Annotated in this window: 20 protein-coding genes; 19 read left to right on the top strand and 1 reads right to left on the bottom strand. The window is 59.3% G+C overall.

The genetic code is table 11. The annotated features are described in order from the left end of the window. The 10 genes from AC1DYF_RS38710 to fliQ form a co-directional block, all read left to right on the top strand. A partial coding sequence (locus tag AC1DYF_RS38710) for a flagellar hook-length control protein FliK (RefSeq protein WP_477884027.1) occupies positions 1-1360 on the top strand: 1360 nt, incomplete at its 5' end. Then, positions 1287-1865, top strand: a complete 579-nt coding sequence (locus AC1DYF_RS38705; protein WP_477884025.1) for a transglycosylase SLT domain-containing protein — start codon at positions 1287-1289, stop codon at positions 1863-1865. The genes AC1DYF_RS38710 and AC1DYF_RS38705, both read left to right, overlap by 74 nt. A 281-nt stretch (positions 1866-2146) precedes the next feature. Continuing rightward, on the top strand, positions 2147-2818 hold the full coding sequence (locus AC1DYF_RS38700; protein WP_477884023.1) for a response regulator transcription factor: 672 nt from the start codon (positions 2147-2149) through the stop codon (positions 2816-2818). Between the two features lie 120 nt (positions 2819-2938). Then, positions 2939-4312: a flagellar hook protein FlgE gene (locus AC1DYF_RS38695; RefSeq protein ID WP_477884022.1), complete on the top strand. Its 1374-nt coding sequence runs from the start codon at positions 2939-2941 to the stop codon at positions 4310-4312. Positions 4313-4335: 23 nt separating this feature from the next. Then, positions 4336-5832: a flagellar hook-associated protein FlgK gene (gene flgK, locus AC1DYF_RS38690; RefSeq protein ID WP_477884020.1), complete on the top strand. Its 1497-nt coding sequence runs from the start codon at positions 4336-4338 to the stop codon at positions 5830-5832. Between the two features lie 3 nt (positions 5833-5835). Beyond that, the gene (locus AC1DYF_RS38685) at positions 5836-6903 is read left to right on the top strand and encodes a flagellar hook-associated family protein (RefSeq protein ID WP_477884018.1); all 1068 of its coding nucleotides are present in this window, start codon (positions 5836-5838) and stop codon (positions 6901-6903) included. 139 nt (positions 6904-7042) lie between these two features. Further along, on the top strand, positions 7043-7390 hold the full coding sequence (flaF, locus tag AC1DYF_RS38680; RefSeq protein ID WP_477884017.1) for a flagellar biosynthesis regulator FlaF: 348 nt from the start codon (positions 7043-7045) through the stop codon (positions 7388-7390). Further along, the gene (flbT, locus tag AC1DYF_RS38675) at positions 7387-7836 is read left to right on the top strand and encodes a flagellar biosynthesis repressor FlbT (protein ID WP_477884016.1); all 450 of its coding nucleotides are present in this window, start codon (positions 7387-7389) and stop codon (positions 7834-7836) included. The genes flaF and flbT overlap by 4 nt, the downstream gene beginning before the upstream one ends. Then, on the top strand, positions 7827-8288 hold the full coding sequence (gene flgD / locus AC1DYF_RS38670; RefSeq protein WP_477884015.1) for a flagellar hook assembly protein FlgD: 462 nt from the start codon (positions 7827-7829) through the stop codon (positions 8286-8288). The genes flbT and flgD overlap by 10 nt, the downstream gene beginning before the upstream one ends. 73 nt (positions 8289-8361) lie before the next feature. Then, positions 8362-8628, top strand: coding sequence for a flagellar biosynthesis protein FliQ (gene fliQ / locus AC1DYF_RS38665; protein ID WP_477884014.1), 267 nt, complete (start codon positions 8362-8364; stop codon positions 8626-8628). 12 nt (positions 8629-8640) lie between these two features. On the opposite strand, the gene AC1DYF_RS38660 is transcribed toward fliQ, so the two are convergent. Beyond that, positions 8641-9726, bottom strand: coding sequence for a helix-turn-helix transcriptional regulator (locus AC1DYF_RS38660; RefSeq protein WP_477884012.1), 1086 nt, complete (start codon positions 9724-9726; stop codon positions 8641-8643). A 183-nt stretch (positions 9727-9909) separates the two neighbouring features. On the opposite strand from AC1DYF_RS38660, the gene flhA reads away from it, so the two are divergent. From flhA to folD, 9 genes are all read left to right on the top strand, one after another. Next, the gene (gene flhA, locus AC1DYF_RS38655) at positions 9910-12000 is read left to right on the top strand and encodes a flagellar biosynthesis protein FlhA (RefSeq protein WP_477884011.1); all 2091 of its coding nucleotides are present in this window, start codon (positions 9910-9912) and stop codon (positions 11998-12000) included. Further along, positions 11997-12743 (top strand): flagellar biosynthetic protein FliR, encoded by a 747-nt coding sequence (gene fliR / locus AC1DYF_RS38650; RefSeq protein WP_477884009.1) that lies wholly within the window; start codon positions 11997-11999, stop codon positions 12741-12743. The genes flhA and fliR overlap by 4 nt, the downstream gene beginning before the upstream one ends. Positions 12744-12755: 12 nt before the next feature. Beyond that, positions 12756-13163, top strand: coding sequence for a hypothetical protein (locus AC1DYF_RS38645; protein WP_477884007.1), 408 nt, complete (start codon positions 12756-12758; stop codon positions 13161-13163). Between the two features lie 85 nt (positions 13164-13248). After that, positions 13249-13839, top strand: coding sequence for a rod-binding protein (locus AC1DYF_RS38640; RefSeq protein ID WP_477884006.1), 591 nt, complete (start codon positions 13249-13251; stop codon positions 13837-13839). Between the two features lie 38 nt (positions 13840-13877). Beyond that, positions 13878-14252, top strand: a complete 375-nt coding sequence (locus AC1DYF_RS38635; protein ID WP_477884004.1) for a hypothetical protein — start codon at positions 13878-13880, stop codon at positions 14250-14252. Between the two features lie 14 nt (positions 14253-14266). Beyond that, entirely contained in the window at positions 14267-14827 is a 561-nt protein-coding gene (locus tag AC1DYF_RS38630; protein ID WP_477884002.1) for a hypothetical protein, read from the top strand. A gap of 434 nt (positions 14828-15261) precedes the next feature. Next, a complete protein-coding gene (locus AC1DYF_RS38625; RefSeq protein ID WP_477884001.1) occupies positions 15262-16071 on the top strand; it encodes a WecB/TagA/CpsF family glycosyltransferase in 810 nt (269 codons plus the stop codon). A gap of 103 nt (positions 16072-16174) precedes the next feature. Continuing rightward, a complete protein-coding gene (locus AC1DYF_RS38620; RefSeq protein ID WP_477883999.1) occupies positions 16175-16891 on the top strand; it encodes a hypothetical protein in 717 nt (238 codons plus the stop codon). Positions 16892-17017: 126 nt separating this feature from the next. Continuing rightward, positions 17018-17847, top strand: an 830-nt coding sequence (gene folD / locus AC1DYF_RS38615) for a bifunctional methylenetetrahydrofolate dehydrogenase/methenyltetrahydrofolate cyclohydrolase FolD (protein ID WP_477883998.1), incomplete at its 3' end; no start/stop codon positions are given.

The raw sequence follows: 17847 nt of genomic DNA, 5'->3' as shown, positions 1-17847 counted from the left end.
TGCCAATGATGACGCTGCCGACGATGAGAAATCACTGGTCAATCCCAAATTTCCGAAGATCGATCTCAGAACAGCCATCGCCGATGCATCCACAGCAACCGGCAAGGACGCTGCCGACGACGCGGCGGGACAGCAGCAAGGCCGGATAAGCCTCTCGGGCGATCTGCAGCAACTGTTGAAGGGCAAGGCTGAAAACCAGACGGCAGACCAGGATGATGCCGTCGACCTCGCGGATGATGCCGCCGACCTCGCAGACGAGGCGGACGACAAGACGGCAAATGCTGCGAAGAACAACACGAAGCCGGCGGCTTCGAACAAAGCTGTCGCATCGAACGCAAAGGCTCATTCCGATCCTGCGCAGGAATTGCGCGCCATGCTCGAACCGGCGCAAACTGTTGTGGGCGACGACCATGTCGAGGACAGCGCGGATGTGAAATCTGTCCGCAAGGACAAGGCCGACGGCCAGGCCGACGATGCAAAGGACGCCAGCGCCACGGACCTCAAGACGGAACTATCGACCGACGCGAACGTGGAAGTCTCCAGGGCCGATACTGCTGTTGTCGCCCAGGCGCCGCCGCATCAGGCTGCGGCGATGCGGAATGTTGGCACCAACAACTCGGATGATAGCGAAACAACGCAGTCCGACGACACGCCCAAGATTCAGACGGTTCTGCTGGATGACAAGGTGCGGACTTCCGACGTCGAACTCTCTGAGGACAAGGACTCCGTCAGCACGAAAAGTACAAGCGGCGACAAGCCGGATTTCGTCACGGTGCTTGAAGCGCGTCGTTATCTCGGCTTCTCGAACGACGCTTCGACAAGCTCCAATGCCAATGCGCTGAGCGATGCCATCAAATCCGACCCGTCGCTGACACAGCTTCTCCAGGACGCCAAGGCGGGTGGCGTGCAGCACGCGACCGCCACCGAGGTCAATACGCTCAAGCTGCAGATGAGCCCCGAGCATCTCGGCAACATGACGGCATCGCTGCGGCTCAAGGGCGACGAGCTCTCGGTGGAGGTTCGGGTCGAAACCGCGGATGCTTATCGCCAGCTCTCCCAGGATCACGATGGCCTCGTCAAGGCCTTGAAGGAGCACGGTTTCTCGATCGACCAGGTGTCGATCCAGCTGGCGCCTTCAACGCGCGCCGACAGCGGTCAGACAGGTGGCAACCAGAGCCAGTCCGGTAACGGCCAGCAGAGCCTGCAGGACGGCAGCCAGGGTGACACGGCGCGCCAGCGCGACGACAGCGCGCGGCGCAACGCCAACCAGAACAATTGGACGGGCAATGAGCGGACGGCATCTCTCGGCGACACTGGCAACAGCACTGACGATACCCGCTCTGGCAATCTCTATCTCTGACGCCCGGGCGTCGACCGGGATCTGCGAACGTGAAATCTCGGCGGCCGCGGAAAAATACCAGGTTCCCGAAGGCATCCTCTACTCGGTCGGACTGACGGAGACCGGCAAGAAAGGATCGCTGCAGCCCTGGTCTCTCAACGTCGAAGGCAAGGCCTATTTTGCCGGTTCGGAACAGGAGGCAGAGCAGATTTTCGATGAAGCCTCACGCGAAGGCGCCATCCTGATCGACCTCGGCTGCATGCAGATCAATCATCATTACCATGGGGAGCAATTCGCCGGTGTTGCCGAAATGCTAGACCCGAAGAAGAACGTCGAATACGCCGCGAAATTCCTTGCAGCGCTGCATGCGAAGCATGTTACATGGACGATGGCGGTGGCCCGATATCATGCCGGGCCTGACAATGATCCTGCCCAGAAACAGTATGTCTGCAGGGTGATTTCAAACCTTGTGGCGACGGGTTATGGCAAGTGGACGCCTGCGGCATATATTTTCTGCAACAACTGAAAATTGCACAAATCCACCCCGACTCGTCATGGATTCTTTGTGGCGAGATTGCGGACGCGTCCTACGAGTCAAGGGGGGTATTTTCGCGCGTTAACCATGTGTTAACTTTTGGTTCTATAAAATAGTGCCGTCCCTATGTGGTGACTACTATATCTAGGTCAAATCGCCCCAAATTCTTAATCAACTGTTAATTTCCACCTACAATTATATGTAGTTTACGCTGAGTCCAGGGATTCGTACTCATAAGTCGTTGAAACACTACACTGATTCGGAGGCGGACGATGATAGTGGTGGTAGACGAGCGTAGGCTCGTAAAGGACGGTTATACCTCACTTTTTTGCAGAGAGGGCGTGCCCTCCACCGGGTTCGATCCCGGTGAATTCGGCGAGTGGGTAAATACTGCGGCGGACACGGATATCGAGGCCGTGGAAGCCTTTTTGATTGGGCAATCCGAATTCTCATTGGATCTCCCGAAAGCGATCAGGGACAGAAGCCAGGCACCGGTTATTGCGGTCTCTGATTCGCCCTCTCTCGAAATGACACTTGCATTCTTTGATTGTGGTGTCGACGATGTGGTGCGCAAACCTGTGCACCCGCGTGAAATCCTGGCGCGGGCGGCAGCAATTCGCCGGCGCCACAAGACGGCCAATAACTATACGGATATCGGCGCGGTCCGGGTGTTCTCGGACGGTCGCGATCCTGAAATCAGTGGCGAGGTCTTCCCTCTCCCGCGGCGGGAGCGGCGAATCCTCGAATATTTGGTCTCCAACCGTGGCCGGCGTGTCTCCAAGACGCAGATCTTCAACGCGATCTACGGCATCTTCGATGAAGATGTGGAGGAGAATGTCGTGGAAAGCCACATCAGCAAGCTGCGCAAGAAGCTGCGGAAGCGTCTGGGTTTCGACCCGATCGATTCCAAGCGCTTCCTCGGTTACTGCATCGATTGGCAGTGACCCCTGGGACGTGCCCGCATGAGGACGGGCGCGGCTCCCTCAGTGGATATCTGTCGGGTCGCAACGTTCACGCAAGGCACGTCCTCTAGTCTGTAAATAATACGGAAACGAGGATCCGACATGAGCCTTTACGGTATGATGACCACCGGCGCGTCGGGCATGAATGCCCAGGCGAGCCGTTTGAGCACGGTGTCTGACAACATCGCGAATGCGAGCACGACAGGGTACAAGTCGGCTTCGACTGAATTCTCTTCCCTGTTGCTGCCTTCGATCAGCGGCAATTACAATTCGGGCTCGGTGAACACCGATGTCCGCTACTCCATCGATCAGCAGGGCGCGCTGACCTACACCTCGTCCTCGACGGATATGGCCATCAGCGGCAACGGCTTCTTTGTCGTGGAAGATCCTAGCGGCACGCCCTATCTGACGCGTGCCGGCTCCTTCGTGCCGAACGCATCAGGCCAGCTCGTCAATGCGGCCGGCTATACGCTGATGGGGTATCCTTACACGTCAAGCACGCCGACCCCGGTAGTCAATGGCTATAACGGCCTTGTTCCGATTTCGATTGGCGCTACTTCGCTGAAGGCGACGGTATCCACGGCTGCCACGTTCTCGGCTAATGTGGATTCCACCGCGACCGTGGTGGATCCAACGACCGAGATAACGGCTGGAACCGCAGCCAATACTGCTTTGGGCGAGGATGTCAAGTATACGAGCAAAAGCTCACTCAAGGCGTATGATTCGCTTGGCAACGAAGTGCTGCTCGACATCTATTTCACCAAGACTTCGGATGCTCCGCCCACCTGGGAAACCGCTGTCTACAACCAGGCTTATGCGGACCCCAATACCGGCGGCTTCCCATACCAGGATCCGCCGGATGGATCGGGCACCAATACGGCCGTCGGTCCGTTGAATGATCCAACCACTGATCTCCTCGTCTTCGATCCGGGCACTGGAAAGTTGGATGACGGCAAGACCACAACTGGCAGCGGTACGGCGTCGCCGACAAGTGTCACGATTAACTCTAACGGCACCGACATTCCCAATATGGGTTCTTTCACAATAGACTTCTCGAACATGACGCAGTTGAACTATGCGTTCTCGGTTCAAGATGCGTCTGTCGACGGCAACGGCGCCAGCGAGATCGACAAGGTCCAGATATCCAAGGACGGCATCGTCTCCGCCCAGTATGCGAACGGCGACCTCCTGCCGATCTATCGCGTCGGCATGGCCAATGTCGAAAGCCCGGATAATATGAACGTGATCTCCGGCAACGTCTATTCGCCGAGCACGGATTCCGGCGTCGTCGTCCTTGGCTTTGCCGGCGGCAACGGCTTCGGTGACATTGTCTCCGGCGCGCTTGAAAGCTCGAATGTCGATCTTGCCGGCGAGTTGACGACGATGATCTCGTCACAGCGCACCTATACCGCGAATTCCAAGGTGTTCCAGACCGGCTCCGACTTGCTGGACGTCCTCGTCAATCTGAAGCGGTAATAATTTAAACAAAGGGACGTCCAATGTCGCTGACGGCCGCGCTCAACACTGCGGGATCGATCTTTTCCAATACTGGCTTGCAAAGCTCGGCCGTGGCGACAAATATCGCCAATGCATCCAATCCGGACTATTCACATCGGTCCGGCACTTTGACGATCGACTCCTCGGGTGCACAGAAACTTGTCATCGATCGGGCCTACGACAATGGCCTGATCAAGCAGACCATGATCGCTACAGCCGATTCTTCGGCCCAGACGACATTGGAAGACAGGCTGGAGCGCATCCGTTCGCTTCTCGGCGGCAACGACTATGAGACGTCGCCGTCGACCTATATCGCGACCCTGCGCGACAACCTGCAGGCCTATGCCACCAAGCCGAACGAGTCGACGCTGGCGTCGACCGTGGTTTCGAGCGCGCAGGATGTGTCCAACTCGCTCAACAACATTTCGTCGGAAATCCAGTCGATGCGTGGCGACATCGACACGGAGATCGGCACCCAGGTCGAGCAATTGACCGGCCTGCTCAAGCAGTTCGACGATGTCAACGCCACGATCAAGGTCGGCACGGCAACTGGCAAGGACATCAACAACGAACTGGATATGCGGGATCGCTTCGTCAAGCAGATCTCGCAGATCGTCGGCATTCGCGCGGTGACGCGCGGCGACAACGACATGATGCTCTACACCAGCGACGGCGCCATGCTCGACGACGGCGGCGCGCGCAAAATCCTGTTCACGCCGACGGCAGCGTTCGATGCCAACACGACCGGCAATCCTGTCGTTATCGACGGCGTGCCGATGAGCGCCGGGCAAGACGGCAACACGACCGCCAAGGGCAGCCTGCAGGCGCTGTTGCAGATGCGTGACTCGGTGATCCCCACCTACCAGTCGCAACTCGATGAAACGGCGCGCGGGCTGATCACCATGTTCGCCCAGACTGACCAGACGTCGTCGGGCGTCGATCCGATTCCCGGCCTTTTCACCTATTCCGGTTACGCGGCCGGCGACACGCTGCCGGCGGCCGGTACCGTGGTGCCCGGCCTGTCGGCCGAGATCAAGGTCAACGACAGCCTGGTCAAGAGCCTCGGTGGCGAGCCGACCGCGCTTAGAGACGGCGGCTATGACGTCGACGGGTTAGGCATTGCATCGACGGATTATGACGGCAACCAGAACAATGACGCCGGCTATTCCGGCATGCTCGACGGCTATGTGCAGGGTTTCGAAGCGGATCAGCCCTTCGATGAAACGACGCTGCTCGACGCCAGCGCCACCATCGGCGACTATGCCACCGGCTCGGTCGGGTGGCTGGAGCAGATGATATCGGAGAGCTCTGCCGCCAAGGACAACAAGTCGGCGCAGCTGACACGCGTCTCGGATGCGCTTTCCAACACGACGGGCGTCAGCCTGGACGAGGAAATGTCGAAAATGCTCGACCTCGAGCAGAGTTACAAGGCGTCGAGCAAACTCGTCACCGCCATCGACCAGATGATGCAGTCGCTGCTCGCTGCCATAGGAGCGTGATAGATGAAAACCTCATTCATATCCAGCCTTGCCGTCAGCAACTCGATGCGCACGACGATCAATCAGGTGCAGAACGAGCTGGTGGATGCGCAGAAGGAAGTCGTCAGCGGCCGCTACAACAATATCGGCGAAGTGCTGGGCGGCACCACATCGCGCGCGCTCAACCTGCACCGCGACGTCAATATGATGAGCAATCTGATGTCGACCAATTCGGTCGTCACGCAGCGCCTGTCATCGACGCAGGGTGCGTTGGAAACGATCGCCAATGCCGCCCAGACCGGCCTCAACACGCTCGTGGCGCTCTCCGGCTCGGATGACAATACGCAGTTGACCACCGCCAGCCAGACGATGAAGGACGTGCTCGATCAGTTCACCGATGCGGCCAACACGTCGGTCAACGGCGAATATGTGCTCTCGGGCGTCAACACCGATGTCAAGCCGCTGGGCAACTATTCGACGGACGACACCGGCGCCAAGACGGCGTTCGACAATGCATTCCTCGGCTATTTCGGGTTTGCGCAGACAGACCCTGCCGCGGCAAACATCAACCCGACGCAGATGCAAGGCTTTCTCACCACTGTCGTCGAGCCGATGTTCACCGACCCGACGTCATCGAACTACGCCTGGAACACGAACTGGTCGCAATCTTCAGACGACCCGATGACCAGCCGTATTTCGAAGACCGAGGTCGTGCAGACGTCGTCGTCCGCCAACAATGATGGATTCAAGAATATGGCCATGGCGGCGGTCGTCAGCATTGAATTGCTGCATCTGCCGTTCGGCGCCCAAACGCGCCAGGTCGTCAGTGACGCTGCCATCGGCTATATGGGCAAGGCGATCAACGGCATCGACGAAGAGCGGACCCAACTCGGCCTTTCCGAGAACCGGGTGTCGCTCGCCAACACCACGCTGCAGGCGCAGGTCGACATCGTCAAGATCAATCTCGACAGCCTCGAAGGCGTGGACGTCTACGCGGCCTCGACCAAGATCACCGCGCTGACCAACCAGATGGAAATTTCTTACAATCTGACGGCGCGGCTCTCTCAATTGAGCCTCGTCAACGAACTCTGATCGGAGAGGCGACGGGTTAACCCGTTGTATTCCGATAATAATATCGAACTGGGACGAAACACAGAAAACAATGAAGCGTAAGCTTGGGTTCAGGCAAAGCGGATACGCTTCAAAGAATGACCGGAATAAGAGGGACTGAATGTACCAGTTTTCCTATGCAGAGATCATGGCGGATGATGTCGCCGACTCGCGGGAGCGTGAAAAGCAGGTCCTGGACCGCGCCATCGTCCTCCTGCGATCTGCAACGAGCGCCGGGCGCGATTCGCGGGAGGCGGTCGAAGCGCTCTATTATACGCGCCGTGTATGGGTCGCGTTCATCGACGATCTCAGGAACGACGAGAACCAGCTGCCGCTGAACCTGAGAGCCGACCTGATTTCCATCGGGATCTGGATTCTCAAGGAAATCGACCGGATCCGACTCAGGGAATCCCATAACTTCAAAGGTATCGCTGATATCATAACCATCATCAGGGATGGATTGAAATGAAGAGCACTTTGCGCATATCGCTTAAATCGGGCGAGCGGATTTTCATCAACGGGGCTGTCCTCAGGGTGGATCGCAAAGTCGCCGTCGAATTTCTGAATGACGTCACCTTCCTGCTGGAGAACCACGTCCTGCAGCCGGAAAATGCCACGACGCCACTCAAGCAGCTCTATTTCATCGTCCAGATGATGCTGATCAATCCGGAAGGCGCCGAGCAGTCGCGGCTGATGTTCCGCAAATCGATCGTCATGCTGCTCGCGAGCTTCCAGAACGAGGAAATCCYCGCCGAGCTCAAGCGCATCGATGCGATCGTCACTTCCGGCCGGCCGTTCGATGCGCTGAAGGCGATCCGGGCGCTCTATCCGATCGAGGAAAAAATCCTGTCTGCCCAGGAGATCACCCCGGCAGTCCGCGAACATATCCGCAGGGAGATTGCCCCATGGCAGTAGACAGCGTTACCGGTGTCACCCCGAACACCACCAACACGACGAGCAGCACCAGCAATACCAGCACCTCCACGGCCGCTTCCGATGGCAAGGATGCGACCTTGAACTACAACAGCTTCCTGCAACTGCTCGTGGCGCAGATGAAGAACCAGGATCCCACCGATCCGGTCGATGCAACGCAGCAGATGGCGCAGCTTGCTTCGTTCTCCAACGTCGAGCAGTCGATCAAGACCAATACGCATCTCGAAGATCTGATCTCGCAGACCTCACTTAGTCAGGCCACGGAGATGATCGGCAAGACGATCACCAGTGCCGATGGCAAGACGACCGGCGTGGTCGCCTCGGTGGATATCAAATCGGACGGCTCGACCGCGACCACCACAGACGGTAAGACTATTGCCATCGAGACCGGAATCAAGATCGCGGCGACCGATACATCCAGCACGTCCAAGTGATTTTTGGATTGCCTGAATTCGAACTATCCCGGAGGATGATCCTGCGGGCGCTATTTAAAGCGAGGAAACCTCGATGAATGAGGCAGATGCACTCGATATGGTCCAGGCGGCGATCTGGACCGTGCTGGTCGCGTCGGGACCGGCCGTGCTTGCGGCGATGATCGTCGGCGTGGTCGTGGCTCTCCTGCAGGCGCTGACCCAGGTCCAGGAAATCACGCTGACTTTCGTGCCGAAAATCCTCGCGGTTTTCGCCGCAGTCGCGATTTCAGCGCCTTTCATCGGCTCACAGATTTCCATTTTCACCAACATGATCTTCTCCCGCGTCCAGAGCGGGTTCTGACCCGTCATCGGTTCAGCTAAAGGTGCGGATGCCGGCGATCGTGGCGGCTAGGTCTGCCTGCCGCGAAAAGCCGGTCTTGGCAAAAATGCTCTTGAGATGCGCCCGCACCGTCTCCACGGAAATTCCGAACTCCACAGCGATCATGCTCGGCTCTTTGCCCGTGGCGATCTCGCGCGCGACCCTTGCTTCCATGACCGTCAGGTCGAAAAGGCCCCGGATGATCTCGCTCGGCGCCAGGTTGGCTTTGGCGACTGGGGTGACGACCATAAACAGTGCTGCCCGTGAAAACAGGTCGCGTGCGGCGCCTCGCACCGGCAACAGATGAACGATCGCCGCCTCCGAGACCGCGGTCCGGGGAAGCGCCAGCGATCGGCTGACTTGCCCCGTCTCGGCACTGCCGCTTCGCATCTCCTCGATACAGGACTGCAGCACGGTATTCGCCGCCACATTGGCGAGCGTCAGCCTGTCGCGGGCACCGACGAGCATCTGCTCCGATAGCGCCGAAAACAGGTCATTGCAGTCGATCACCTCGCCTTGGGCGGTGATCGCGGCCGACGGCAGGCCTGTCATCTGCATGGCCTGATTGGCGCCGCGGATGCGTTCGAATTCCAGCCGCGAGGCCAGCATGGCCGAACGGGCCAGATGCGGGCGCAGGCCGGTGAGCGCATCGACCTCCTGGCGGCTGAACGGGCCGTTGCTGCGCGCCCGTTCGACGGAGAGGATCAGCGTGTCGCCATTGGGGATCTTGATATGGGTTGCAGCGGCATATCCGAGACCCATCGGCCAGAGGAAGTCACGGTAAAGCCAGTCTTCGCGCATCGCCTCTTCGCTGAAATGGTCGATATCGGAATGGAATTGCGCATCGGGAAGCGTCAGCAACAGCTGGCTGCGGGCGTTGATATTCCCCCATTTCGGCGCCTGCTCCATCAGCTCGCCGAGCGTGTCGGAGGCGATGGAACGGTGCTTTACATCGCTCGACCCGTGCAGCAGCGTGCCGACCGCACCGGTCTGCCGTGCCATGTCGTCGAGCACATCCTTCCACAGCTCTGGTCTGAAGGCGGCTTCGTAGATTTGATCGAGGAATTTTTGCGAAAACATCGGGTGATCTCCGCAAAAAATATAGTCGAGTGGCAGGCAATGTCAAAGCGGTTGTAGACGCGACCAGCTGAAATGACCGCGCCGGTGCCATCCCGCCCCATCTCGTCAACGTACCCCTCGCGCAAGCTTCGGCCGATAGCATGGCAGGGCTAGCAATACGGCTCATGATGAGGCGGGTATTTTATGGCGGATGTAACGTCACTTGCAGTTCCCAAAATTGCGTCCAAGGGGCGCGATATCGGCTTTGCCGTCGGTATCGTCGTCATCCTGGCGACGTTGTTCCTGCCGATACCACCGTTTCTCATCGACCTGGGCCTCGCGTTTTCGATTTCATTCTCCGTGCTCATCCTCATGGTGGCGCTGTGGATTCAGAAGCCGCTCGATTTCTCGTCCTTCCCGACCATCCTGCTGATCGCGACCATGACGCGACTGTCGCTCAATATCGCGACGACGCGCGTCATTCTCAGCCACGGCAATGAAGGCCACGAGGCTGCCGGCCATGTGATCGCCGGCTTCGCCGGCCTGGTCATGTCCGGCGACTTCGTCATCGGTCTTATCGTCTTCCTGATCTTGGTGGTGGTGAACTTCATCGTCATCACCAAAGGCGCGACGCGTATCGCCGAAGTCGGCGCGCGTTTCACCTTGGACGCCATTCCCGGCAAGCAGATGTCGATCGACGCCGACCTTTCGGCCGGCATGATCAACGAATCGGAAGCCCGTCGTCGCCGCAAGGAGTTGGAAGACGAAAGCTCCTTCTTCGGCGCCATGGACGGTGCCTCGAAATTCGTGCGCGGCGACGCCGTCGCCGGCCTGCTGATCACCGCGATTAACATCTTCGGCGGCATCATCATCGGCTATTTCCGCCATGGCATGCAGATCGGCGAAGCTGCCGATGTGTTCGTCAAGCTTTCGGTCGGTGACGGCCTGGTCTCGCAGATCCCGGCGCTGATCATCTCTCTCGCCGCCGGCCTGCTCGTTTCGCGCGGCGGCCAGACGGGCTCGACCGACAAGGCGGTCATCGATCAGCTTGGCGGCTATCCGCGCGCTCTCGGCATGGCCTCGGCGCTGGTGCTGATTTTGGCGCTGGTACCGGGCCTGCCCTTCATTCCTTTCGTTACTCTCGGCGGCATCATGGCCTTCGGCAGCTGGGTCATTCCGCGCCGCGTGGAGGCGGAGAACCAGGCCAAGCGCCAGGCCGAGGAGCAGAAGAAGGCTTCCGAGGTCAAGGCCGAGGACAAGGACTCCGTCAAGCAGGCGCTGAAGACGCCCGAGATCGAGCTGGCGCTCGGCAAGCAGGTTTCCACCCGCCTGCTTGGCGCCCACCAGGAGCTCGCCTTCCGCGTCGGCAAGATGCGCAAGAAATTCGCCAGCCAATACGGTTTCGTCGTGCCGGAAATCAAGGTCTCGGACGAGCTCGGCATTCCCGACAAGTCCTACCATATCCGCATCCACGGCACGACGGTGGCGTCCAATCTGCTCCGCGTCGGAGAAGTACTTGTTATCACCGGCGGTGGCCGCAAGCCTTCCGTGCCGGGCGACGACGTTCGCGAGCCCGCCTTCGGCATGCCGGCCTATTCGGTGCTCGAAACCTTCACCGAAGAACTCAAGCGCGAAGGTTTCCACCCGATCGACAATGTCTCGGTCGTGCTCACGCATTTGTCGGAAGTCATCCGCAACAACCTGCCGCAGCTTCTGTCCTACAAGGACGTCAAGATCCTCATCGATCGTCTCGACCCCGAATACAAGAAGCTGGCCGACGAGATCTGCACGACGCATATGTCCTATTCCGGCCTTCAGGCCGTACTGAAGCTGCTGCTGGCCGAGCGCGTCTCGATCCGCAACCTGCATCTCATCCTCGAAGCGGTGGCCGAACTGGCGCCGCATGTGCGCAAGACCGAGCAGATCGTCGAACATGTGCGTGTGCGCATGTCGCAGCAGATCTGCGGCGATCTCTCCGACAACGGTTTGTTGCGCGTGCTGCGGCTCGGCAACAAGTGGGACATGATCTTCCACCAGGCGATCAAGCGCGACGCCAAGGGCGAAATCGTCGAATTCGACATCGACCCGCGCCACCTGGAAGAATTCTCCGACCAGGCAACCAAGGTGGTGCGCGAATATCTCGACCGGGGCCTGCCTTTCGTCCTCGTCACGTCGCCGGAAACGCGTTCCTATGTGCGGATGATCATCGAGCGATTGTTCGCGACGCTGCCGGTTCTGTCGCATGTCGAACTCGCCAAGGGCATCGAAATCAAGATCCTCGGGACGATTTCATGATCCAGGATCCAGCGTCCCTGGTCCTGGCATTGTTCCTGGCTTTCTGCCGCGTCGCCGGATGCCTGATGGTCGTCCCGGGTTTCTCGACGGCGCGGGTGCCGGTGACGGTCCGGCTGTTCGTCGCCATGACCGTGTCTCTGGCACTGTTGCCGCTGATGTGGGATTCGATCTATCCGAAGGTTCATGCCTCGACGCCGATCTATATCCTGACCATTTTCCATGAAATCTTCATCGGTACGGTGCTGGGGTTGATCACGCGCTTCTATGCGCTCGGTCTGCAGTTCCTCGGCACTGTCATTACCCAGATGATCGGCCTCAATACCCCGCCGGCCGGCGACATCCTCGAAGACACGGCAGAAGGCCAGCTCACCAATCTCATCACCTTCGGCGGGCTGATGGTGTTGTTCATGCTGGATTTCCATCACCAGCTTTTCCTGGCGCTGGCGCAATCCTACAAAATCTGGCCGGTCAACGATGTTTTCGATGCGCAGAAGGCGCTGGTGTCGCTGGTCGATACGCTGGCTGCAACGTTCACGGTGATGCTCAGGCTGGCGAGCCCTTTCATCCTGTTCAACGTGCTGTTCAACATGGCGATTGGCTTCATCAACAAACTCGCCCCGGTGGTTCCCGTCTATTTCATCTCCACGCCGTATCAGGTCGTGGGGGGCGTGCTTCTGCTCTATTTCGGCATCGTATCGATGCTGACGCTGTTCGGCGACGCCTTCAGCCAGATTTTCAAATGAGGAATTGACCTGATGATCCGGCGCTCTCGCTCCGACAAACTCGAAAGACTGGTCAAGGTGCAGCGGCATCTCGAACATATGGCGGAGGTCGAGCTCGCCAATACCACCCGCGCCCGGCAGGACGTCCAGGAGAACCTGAATGCGGTCGTCGAGGCGATCGGCTCGCTCAATTCCGTCCACCAGATCTTCGCCGGGCTCTATTCCGGCCAGATAAGCCGGCTGACGGCCAAGGACCAGCATCTCGAAACCGTCCAGCAGATTCACGAGAACAGGATGATGCGCGAGCGCACCAAGGGCGACCGGTTGGAGGAGAGCATGAAGGAGGCACGCGACGACGAGCGGCGCGAAGCCGACGACGCAGCGGTCTACGACGTTCTCGACCAGCAGATCGCGCTGAAATTCAAGCCGGACGCGCTTTGATCCGGCCGTCGGCCTGCAAGGTACGGTCAAGCTTGAACAACGATGATAGCGGCAAGGCCACTACGGCCCTTATTCGGTGACATCCATGGCAATCAATCCTCCCAGCGATATCATTCTCGACGTGGTCAAGGCGGCCGACCCTTCCAAATTGGAAGAGGCGCAGGCCAAGCTGAAGGCCGGGCAGGCGGCGACAAACGCGCAGCGTCTGGCTAGCACCGACAGTTCCTTTGATGCGACGGTCGCGCGTGAGCATATCCGTGACAGCACGAAGCTCAACGCGCTGCACAAGAAAGATATCCCGCCGGCCTATCGCAAGTTCGAATCCATGGTGCTGTCGAACTTCCTCAAATCGATGATGCCGGACAGCGACGAAATCTATGGCAAGGGCGCCACGGGCGAGATTTGGAAAGGCATGATGGCTGAAAAGCTCGCCGACGAAATCTCCAAGAATGGCGGCATCGGCATTGCCGAGAACCTTGCCGAACACGGCTCGACGCGGACTCACGACAAGAAAGCCGTTGAGCACAATCGCGGCGAACGCCTGCATATGGCAACCCAGATTATCGACGAAAAGCAGATGGACGTGCTCGACAAGTTCATCCAGGGCGCCCAGCCCCTGAAGAACGGCAAGCACGATAGGCACGACAAGAAAGACACGACTGCTGCCGCCGTCTGAACGGATGGCAGGCTCAGATAGAGAATGGACGGATAGCGATGGTGGTGACCGAGGAGAATTTCAGGGACGTACGGCTGCAGACCGTTCTCGATCGCCTGGAATTGATCATCGACAACGAAAACGAGCGGATCGGCACGGATGCGAAATTCGACATCAAGGCGTCGAATGCGCATAAGAGCCGCTGCCTCTACGAACTGACGATACTCTGCCGCGACACCAGCCAGGCGGACTTTCCGACTGGCTTCTCGTCGCAGATGAAATTCCTCAAGCAGAAGCTCCTGCTCAATGCCCGCAAGCTGGAGGCGCATCTCAATGCTGTACGCACGGTGACCGATATTCTGCGCAATGCGGCCCAGGAAAGCGACGGCGACGGCACCTATACCCAGGAACAGTTCCGCCACGGCGAATTCTAGGACAGGTCTGACCGATGCTGAAACTCATCCTCACCGGCGTCTGGGTGGCGGTCGTCACGCTGGGATCCGTCTATGCGTCGATCGAGATGTCCAGGCCTGTCGACCCTGCCGAGGAGGCCGCCAAGCAGAAAGCCCAGGAAGAACTGGTGCGTGGCGAGATGGTGACTTTCCCCGTGCTGGAAGGCGGGGATGTGGTCGGCTATTTCATCACCAAGACCTCTTATGTCGTCGACAAGAACAAGATGGTCGGCATGACCCTGCCGATTCCCGCGCTTTTGACGGACGAACTTTACACCGCGCTGATTGGCGACAGGCTGATCCGCGTCAAGGATAATCGCGGTTTCGACGTCAATGCGTTCCGCGAGCGGGTCAAAGGGGCGCTCAACAAGCGCCTTGGCACCGATGCGGTGATGGACGTGATCTTCGAGCAGGTCGATTATCTCTCCAAGGACGACCTGAAGGCGAGCCGCGAAAACAAGACCAGCCTCAAGAATGGCGGCGAGAAGATTGTCGAGGAAGAGCCGCCGACCGATATCAAACAAGCCTCCTCGGCGGACGCCAACAAAGAGCATTAACGAAGCGATCCGGGTGGACCGAAAACCGGTTCTTCCGGCGATTACTCACGGTTCCATTTCGGCCCGCACTGTGGCGAAATCATACAGTCTTGCTCACGATTTTTCGATCTGGCACACCCTCGCCGGAATATATCCGGCACACTTATATTTCGATCGCAAATAATAGTCGTCGCCGAGCCCAGATGATTTCTACTAATTCCTTGAAAAATATCATTGTTTAGTGATCAGGTTAATTGCCGGTAAAAGCCGGATTTCGCTTTTGATTGAATGACTTAAAGGGCGTTTCAGTCGCAATTGCTATGACTTTCCTCACGCGGGTGAAACCAACGGGGCACGGCCAATGCGCATGCATGGCACGGAGCTTGCTCAGTTGGTCTCAAAGCCTGTCTGCCGGATTTCTCCCACCCCCCGGCAGCCTGTGTGGAGAGTCGGGAATGAATGTCGTTTCGAATATGGCTCTTTTCGCCTCCAATCGGGAAGTGCTTGGATTGCCGGTCTGTGATCTCGATTGGGCGGAAGCGCTGCATTTCGCCAGCACTTTGGCTGACATGCCGGTTGGCCAGACGATGATCGCGTTCCTCAACGCCCACAACGCCAACATCATGCGCACCGATATCAGCTTCCGCAGGGCGCTCGACCGCCATGTCGTACTGCCTGATGGCATCGGTGTCGATTTCGCCTCGCTGACCACCTGCGGACGGATGTTTCCCGCCAATCTCAACGGTACGGATTTCGTTCCCGCGCTCCTGACCTATATAACCACGCCCAAGCGCGTCGGCCTGCTCGGTGCCCGTCCGGAGACGCTGCACAAGGCGCGCGACAATTTCGAGGCGCATGCACCGTGGCATGAATTCATCGCGGTTCATGACGGCTTCTTCGGCGAAGAGGAATCAGCCGAGGTCGCCGATCTCATCGAACAGCACAGGCTCGATATCCTGCTCGTCGCCATGGGCACGCCGAAGCAGGAGAAATGGGTCGCACGGCATATACGTCCCGAGCATGCGCGCGTCGTGATGAGCGTCGGCGCATTGTTCGATTTCGTCGCCGGCGAGGTGCCGCGTGCGCCGATGGTCGTTCGCCGGATGCGCATGGAATGGCTCTATCGGGTCATGCAGGAGCCGCGCCGCCTCTCCAGCCGCTATTTCGTCGGCGGCCCGGTTTTCTTCTGGCACGTGCTCAGCCATTCGTCCAACTATTGGGCGAAGGCGGCTCTGCGCGCGGTCGCCGGGACCCGGCCTGCCTGACGCGCCTGCTCCGGTTCCACGTGTTAAGCTTCGGTTAACCATGCCGGCCTAGGGTGCCGCGAGCCCTCACCATGCGCCTGCGCGAGTCGCAGGCGGGCTCCCTGTGCGGCGCGTATCTGCCACGATCGAATTCAACGACAGACAGGGCAGGGACATGAACCGCCGCTCGCTTCTCGATTATATCGACGACAAGGAGACGCCGCCCGCCGCCTTGGCGCCGCAACAAGGTGCCGCGCGGCTGGAGCAAAGGCTCGCCGAGCTCGAAAGCCGCCTTGCAGCCACGCGCGCCGAGGCCGAAGCGCCGCGACAGCAACCCTTCTCCACCCAGATCGAGTCGATCCTGAAACGTCAGCCGGATCGCCTGCCGCAGCCTGTCGTTACAGCCGAAGTACCCGTTCCGGCGCGTGTCTATCCGTCCCGCCCTGTCTCTGCGCCACTGCAAATGGCTGCCATTTCCACGGAGGCCGAGCGCAGTCTTGAATTCACGAAATTCGTCGAGGCGGTGCATCTGATCGGCCAAGCGGCCAAGCGCTTCTTGTACGAGCCGGCCCCCCCTCGCCAGACGGGACCAAACGAAGACACCCTTGCGCTCACTGCGGCTCTCAAGGAGACGATCGGCGCCTTCCAGGCTATGACCGTGGACCTGGCAAACGCCGCATCGCAGATGCGCCAGACCGCGCCCACGCCGCCGGCCAGGGTCGAGGCGCCCGTTTCGCGGCCTCGTCCGCGCGAAGACGACGAATTGCGCCGGCTGGAACGCGATCTCGCCGACATGCGCGAACGCCTTGCCGCGCTCTCGCGTCGCAGGATCAATGATTGATTTCCAACCCGCCTGCCTCTAAGTGCTGTTGAAAGTGCGGCGATCCAGGACGCGATAAGACTATTGCGCCGGGAAGACGGTCGTTAGGATCGCGCCGCAACAACCGCTCGGGTGGAGGGACTTCAATTGGCCAAGATCATCAACGGCACCGAGATTGCCGCTTCCGTCATCGACCAGGTGAAAGCCACCACGGCTGGCCTGCGCCAGGAGACGGGCGTCGAGACCGGGCTTGCCGTGGTTATCGTCGGCAATGATCCGGCGAGCCAGGCCTATGTCGGCGCCAAGAGCCGCATGGCCAAGGAATGCGGCTTCAAGTCCGTGCAGCATTCTCTGCCTGAGCATACGACGCAGGAAGAGCTGTTGGCGCTCGTCGCYCAGCTCAATGCCGATCCGACCATCCATGGCATTCTGGTGCAGTTGCCGCTGCCCAAGCACCTCAATTCCGAAACGGTGATCCAGTCGATCCTGCCGGAAAAGGACGTCGACGGCCTGCATGTCGTCAATGCTGGCAAGCTTGCCACCGGCGATATCGACACCGGCCTGATTTCCTGCACCCCGGCCGGCGCGCTGATCCTGATCCGCACCATCCACGGTGACGATCTTTCGGGCCTCAACGCCGTGGTCATCGGCCGTTCCAACCTGTTCGGCAAGCCGATGGGCCAACTGCTGCTGACGCGCAATGCCACCGTCACCATGGCCCATTCACGCACCAAGGACCTCGCCAAGGTTTGCGCCGGCGCCGATATCCTCGTCGCCGCCGTCGGCCGTGCGGAAATGGTCAAGGGTGACTGGGTGAAGGCCGGKGCCACCGTGATCGATGTCGGCATCAACCGCGTCGCCGCGCCGGAAAAAGGCGAAGGCAAGTCCAAGCTTGTCGGCGATTGCGACTTCGCCTCCTGCGAGCCCGTGGCCGGCGCGATCACGCCGGTGCCGAAGGGCGTCGGCCCGATGACCAT

Source organism: Rhizobium sp. P2_G9 (genome assembly GCF_056403475.1).
The sequence above is the reverse complement of the archived record's forward strand: the minus strand, read 5'-3'. Positions and strand labels throughout refer to the sequence as shown.

Bases quoted from the DNA above. Each gene is read 5' to 3' on its own strand.
- AC1DYF_RS38635 (WP_477884004.1), top strand. From the start codon at position 13,878: ATGGTGGTGACCGAGGAGAATTTCAGGGACGTACGGCTGCAGACCGTT.
- AC1DYF_RS38640 (WP_477884006.1), top strand. From the start codon at position 13,249: ATGGCAATCAATCCTCCCAGCGATATCATTCTCGACGTGGTCAAGGCG.
- AC1DYF_RS38645 (WP_477884007.1), top strand. From the start codon at position 12,756: ATGATCCGGCGCTCTCGCTCCGACAAACTCGAAAGACTGGTCAAGGTG.
- flhA (WP_477884011.1), top strand. From the start codon at position 9,910: ATGGCGGATGTAACGTCACTTGCAGTTCCCAAAATTGCGTCCAAGGGG.
- AC1DYF_RS38705 (WP_477884025.1), top strand. From the start codon at position 1,287: ATGAGCGGACGGCATCTCTCGGCGACACTGGCAACAGCACTGACGATA.
- fliR (WP_477884009.1), top strand. From the start codon at position 11,997: ATGATCCAGGATCCAGCGTCCCTGGTCCTGGCATTGTTCCTGGCTTTC.
- flgD (WP_477884015.1), top strand. From the start codon at position 7,827: ATGGCAGTAGACAGCGTTACCGGTGTCACCCCGAACACCACCAACACG.
- AC1DYF_RS38685 (WP_477884018.1), top strand. From the start codon at position 5,836: ATGAAAACCTCATTCATATCCAGCCTTGCCGTCAGCAACTCGATGCGC.
- AC1DYF_RS38625 (WP_477884001.1), top strand. From the start codon at position 15,262: ATGAATGTCGTTTCGAATATGGCTCTTTTCGCCTCCAATCGGGAAGTG.
- AC1DYF_RS38630 (WP_477884002.1), top strand. From the start codon at position 14,267: ATGCTGAAACTCATCCTCACCGGCGTCTGGGTGGCGGTCGTCACGCTG.
- flgK (WP_477884020.1), top strand. From the start codon at position 4,336: ATGTCGCTGACGGCCGCGCTCAACACTGCGGGATCGATCTTTTCCAAT.
- flaF (WP_477884017.1), top strand. From the start codon at position 7,043: ATGTACCAGTTTTCCTATGCAGAGATCATGGCGGATGATGTCGCCGAC.
- fliQ (WP_477884014.1), top strand. From the start codon at position 8,362: ATGAATGAGGCAGATGCACTCGATATGGTCCAGGCGGCGATCTGGACC.
- AC1DYF_RS38695 (WP_477884022.1), top strand. From the start codon at position 2,939: ATGAGCCTTTACGGTATGATGACCACCGGCGCGTCGGGCATGAATGCC.
- AC1DYF_RS38700 (WP_477884023.1), top strand. From the start codon at position 2,147: ATGATAGTGGTGGTAGACGAGCGTAGGCTCGTAAAGGACGGTTATACC.
- AC1DYF_RS38660 (WP_477884012.1), bottom strand. From the start codon at position 9,726: ATGTTTTCGCAAAAATTCCTCGATCAAATCTACGAAGCCGCCTTCAGA.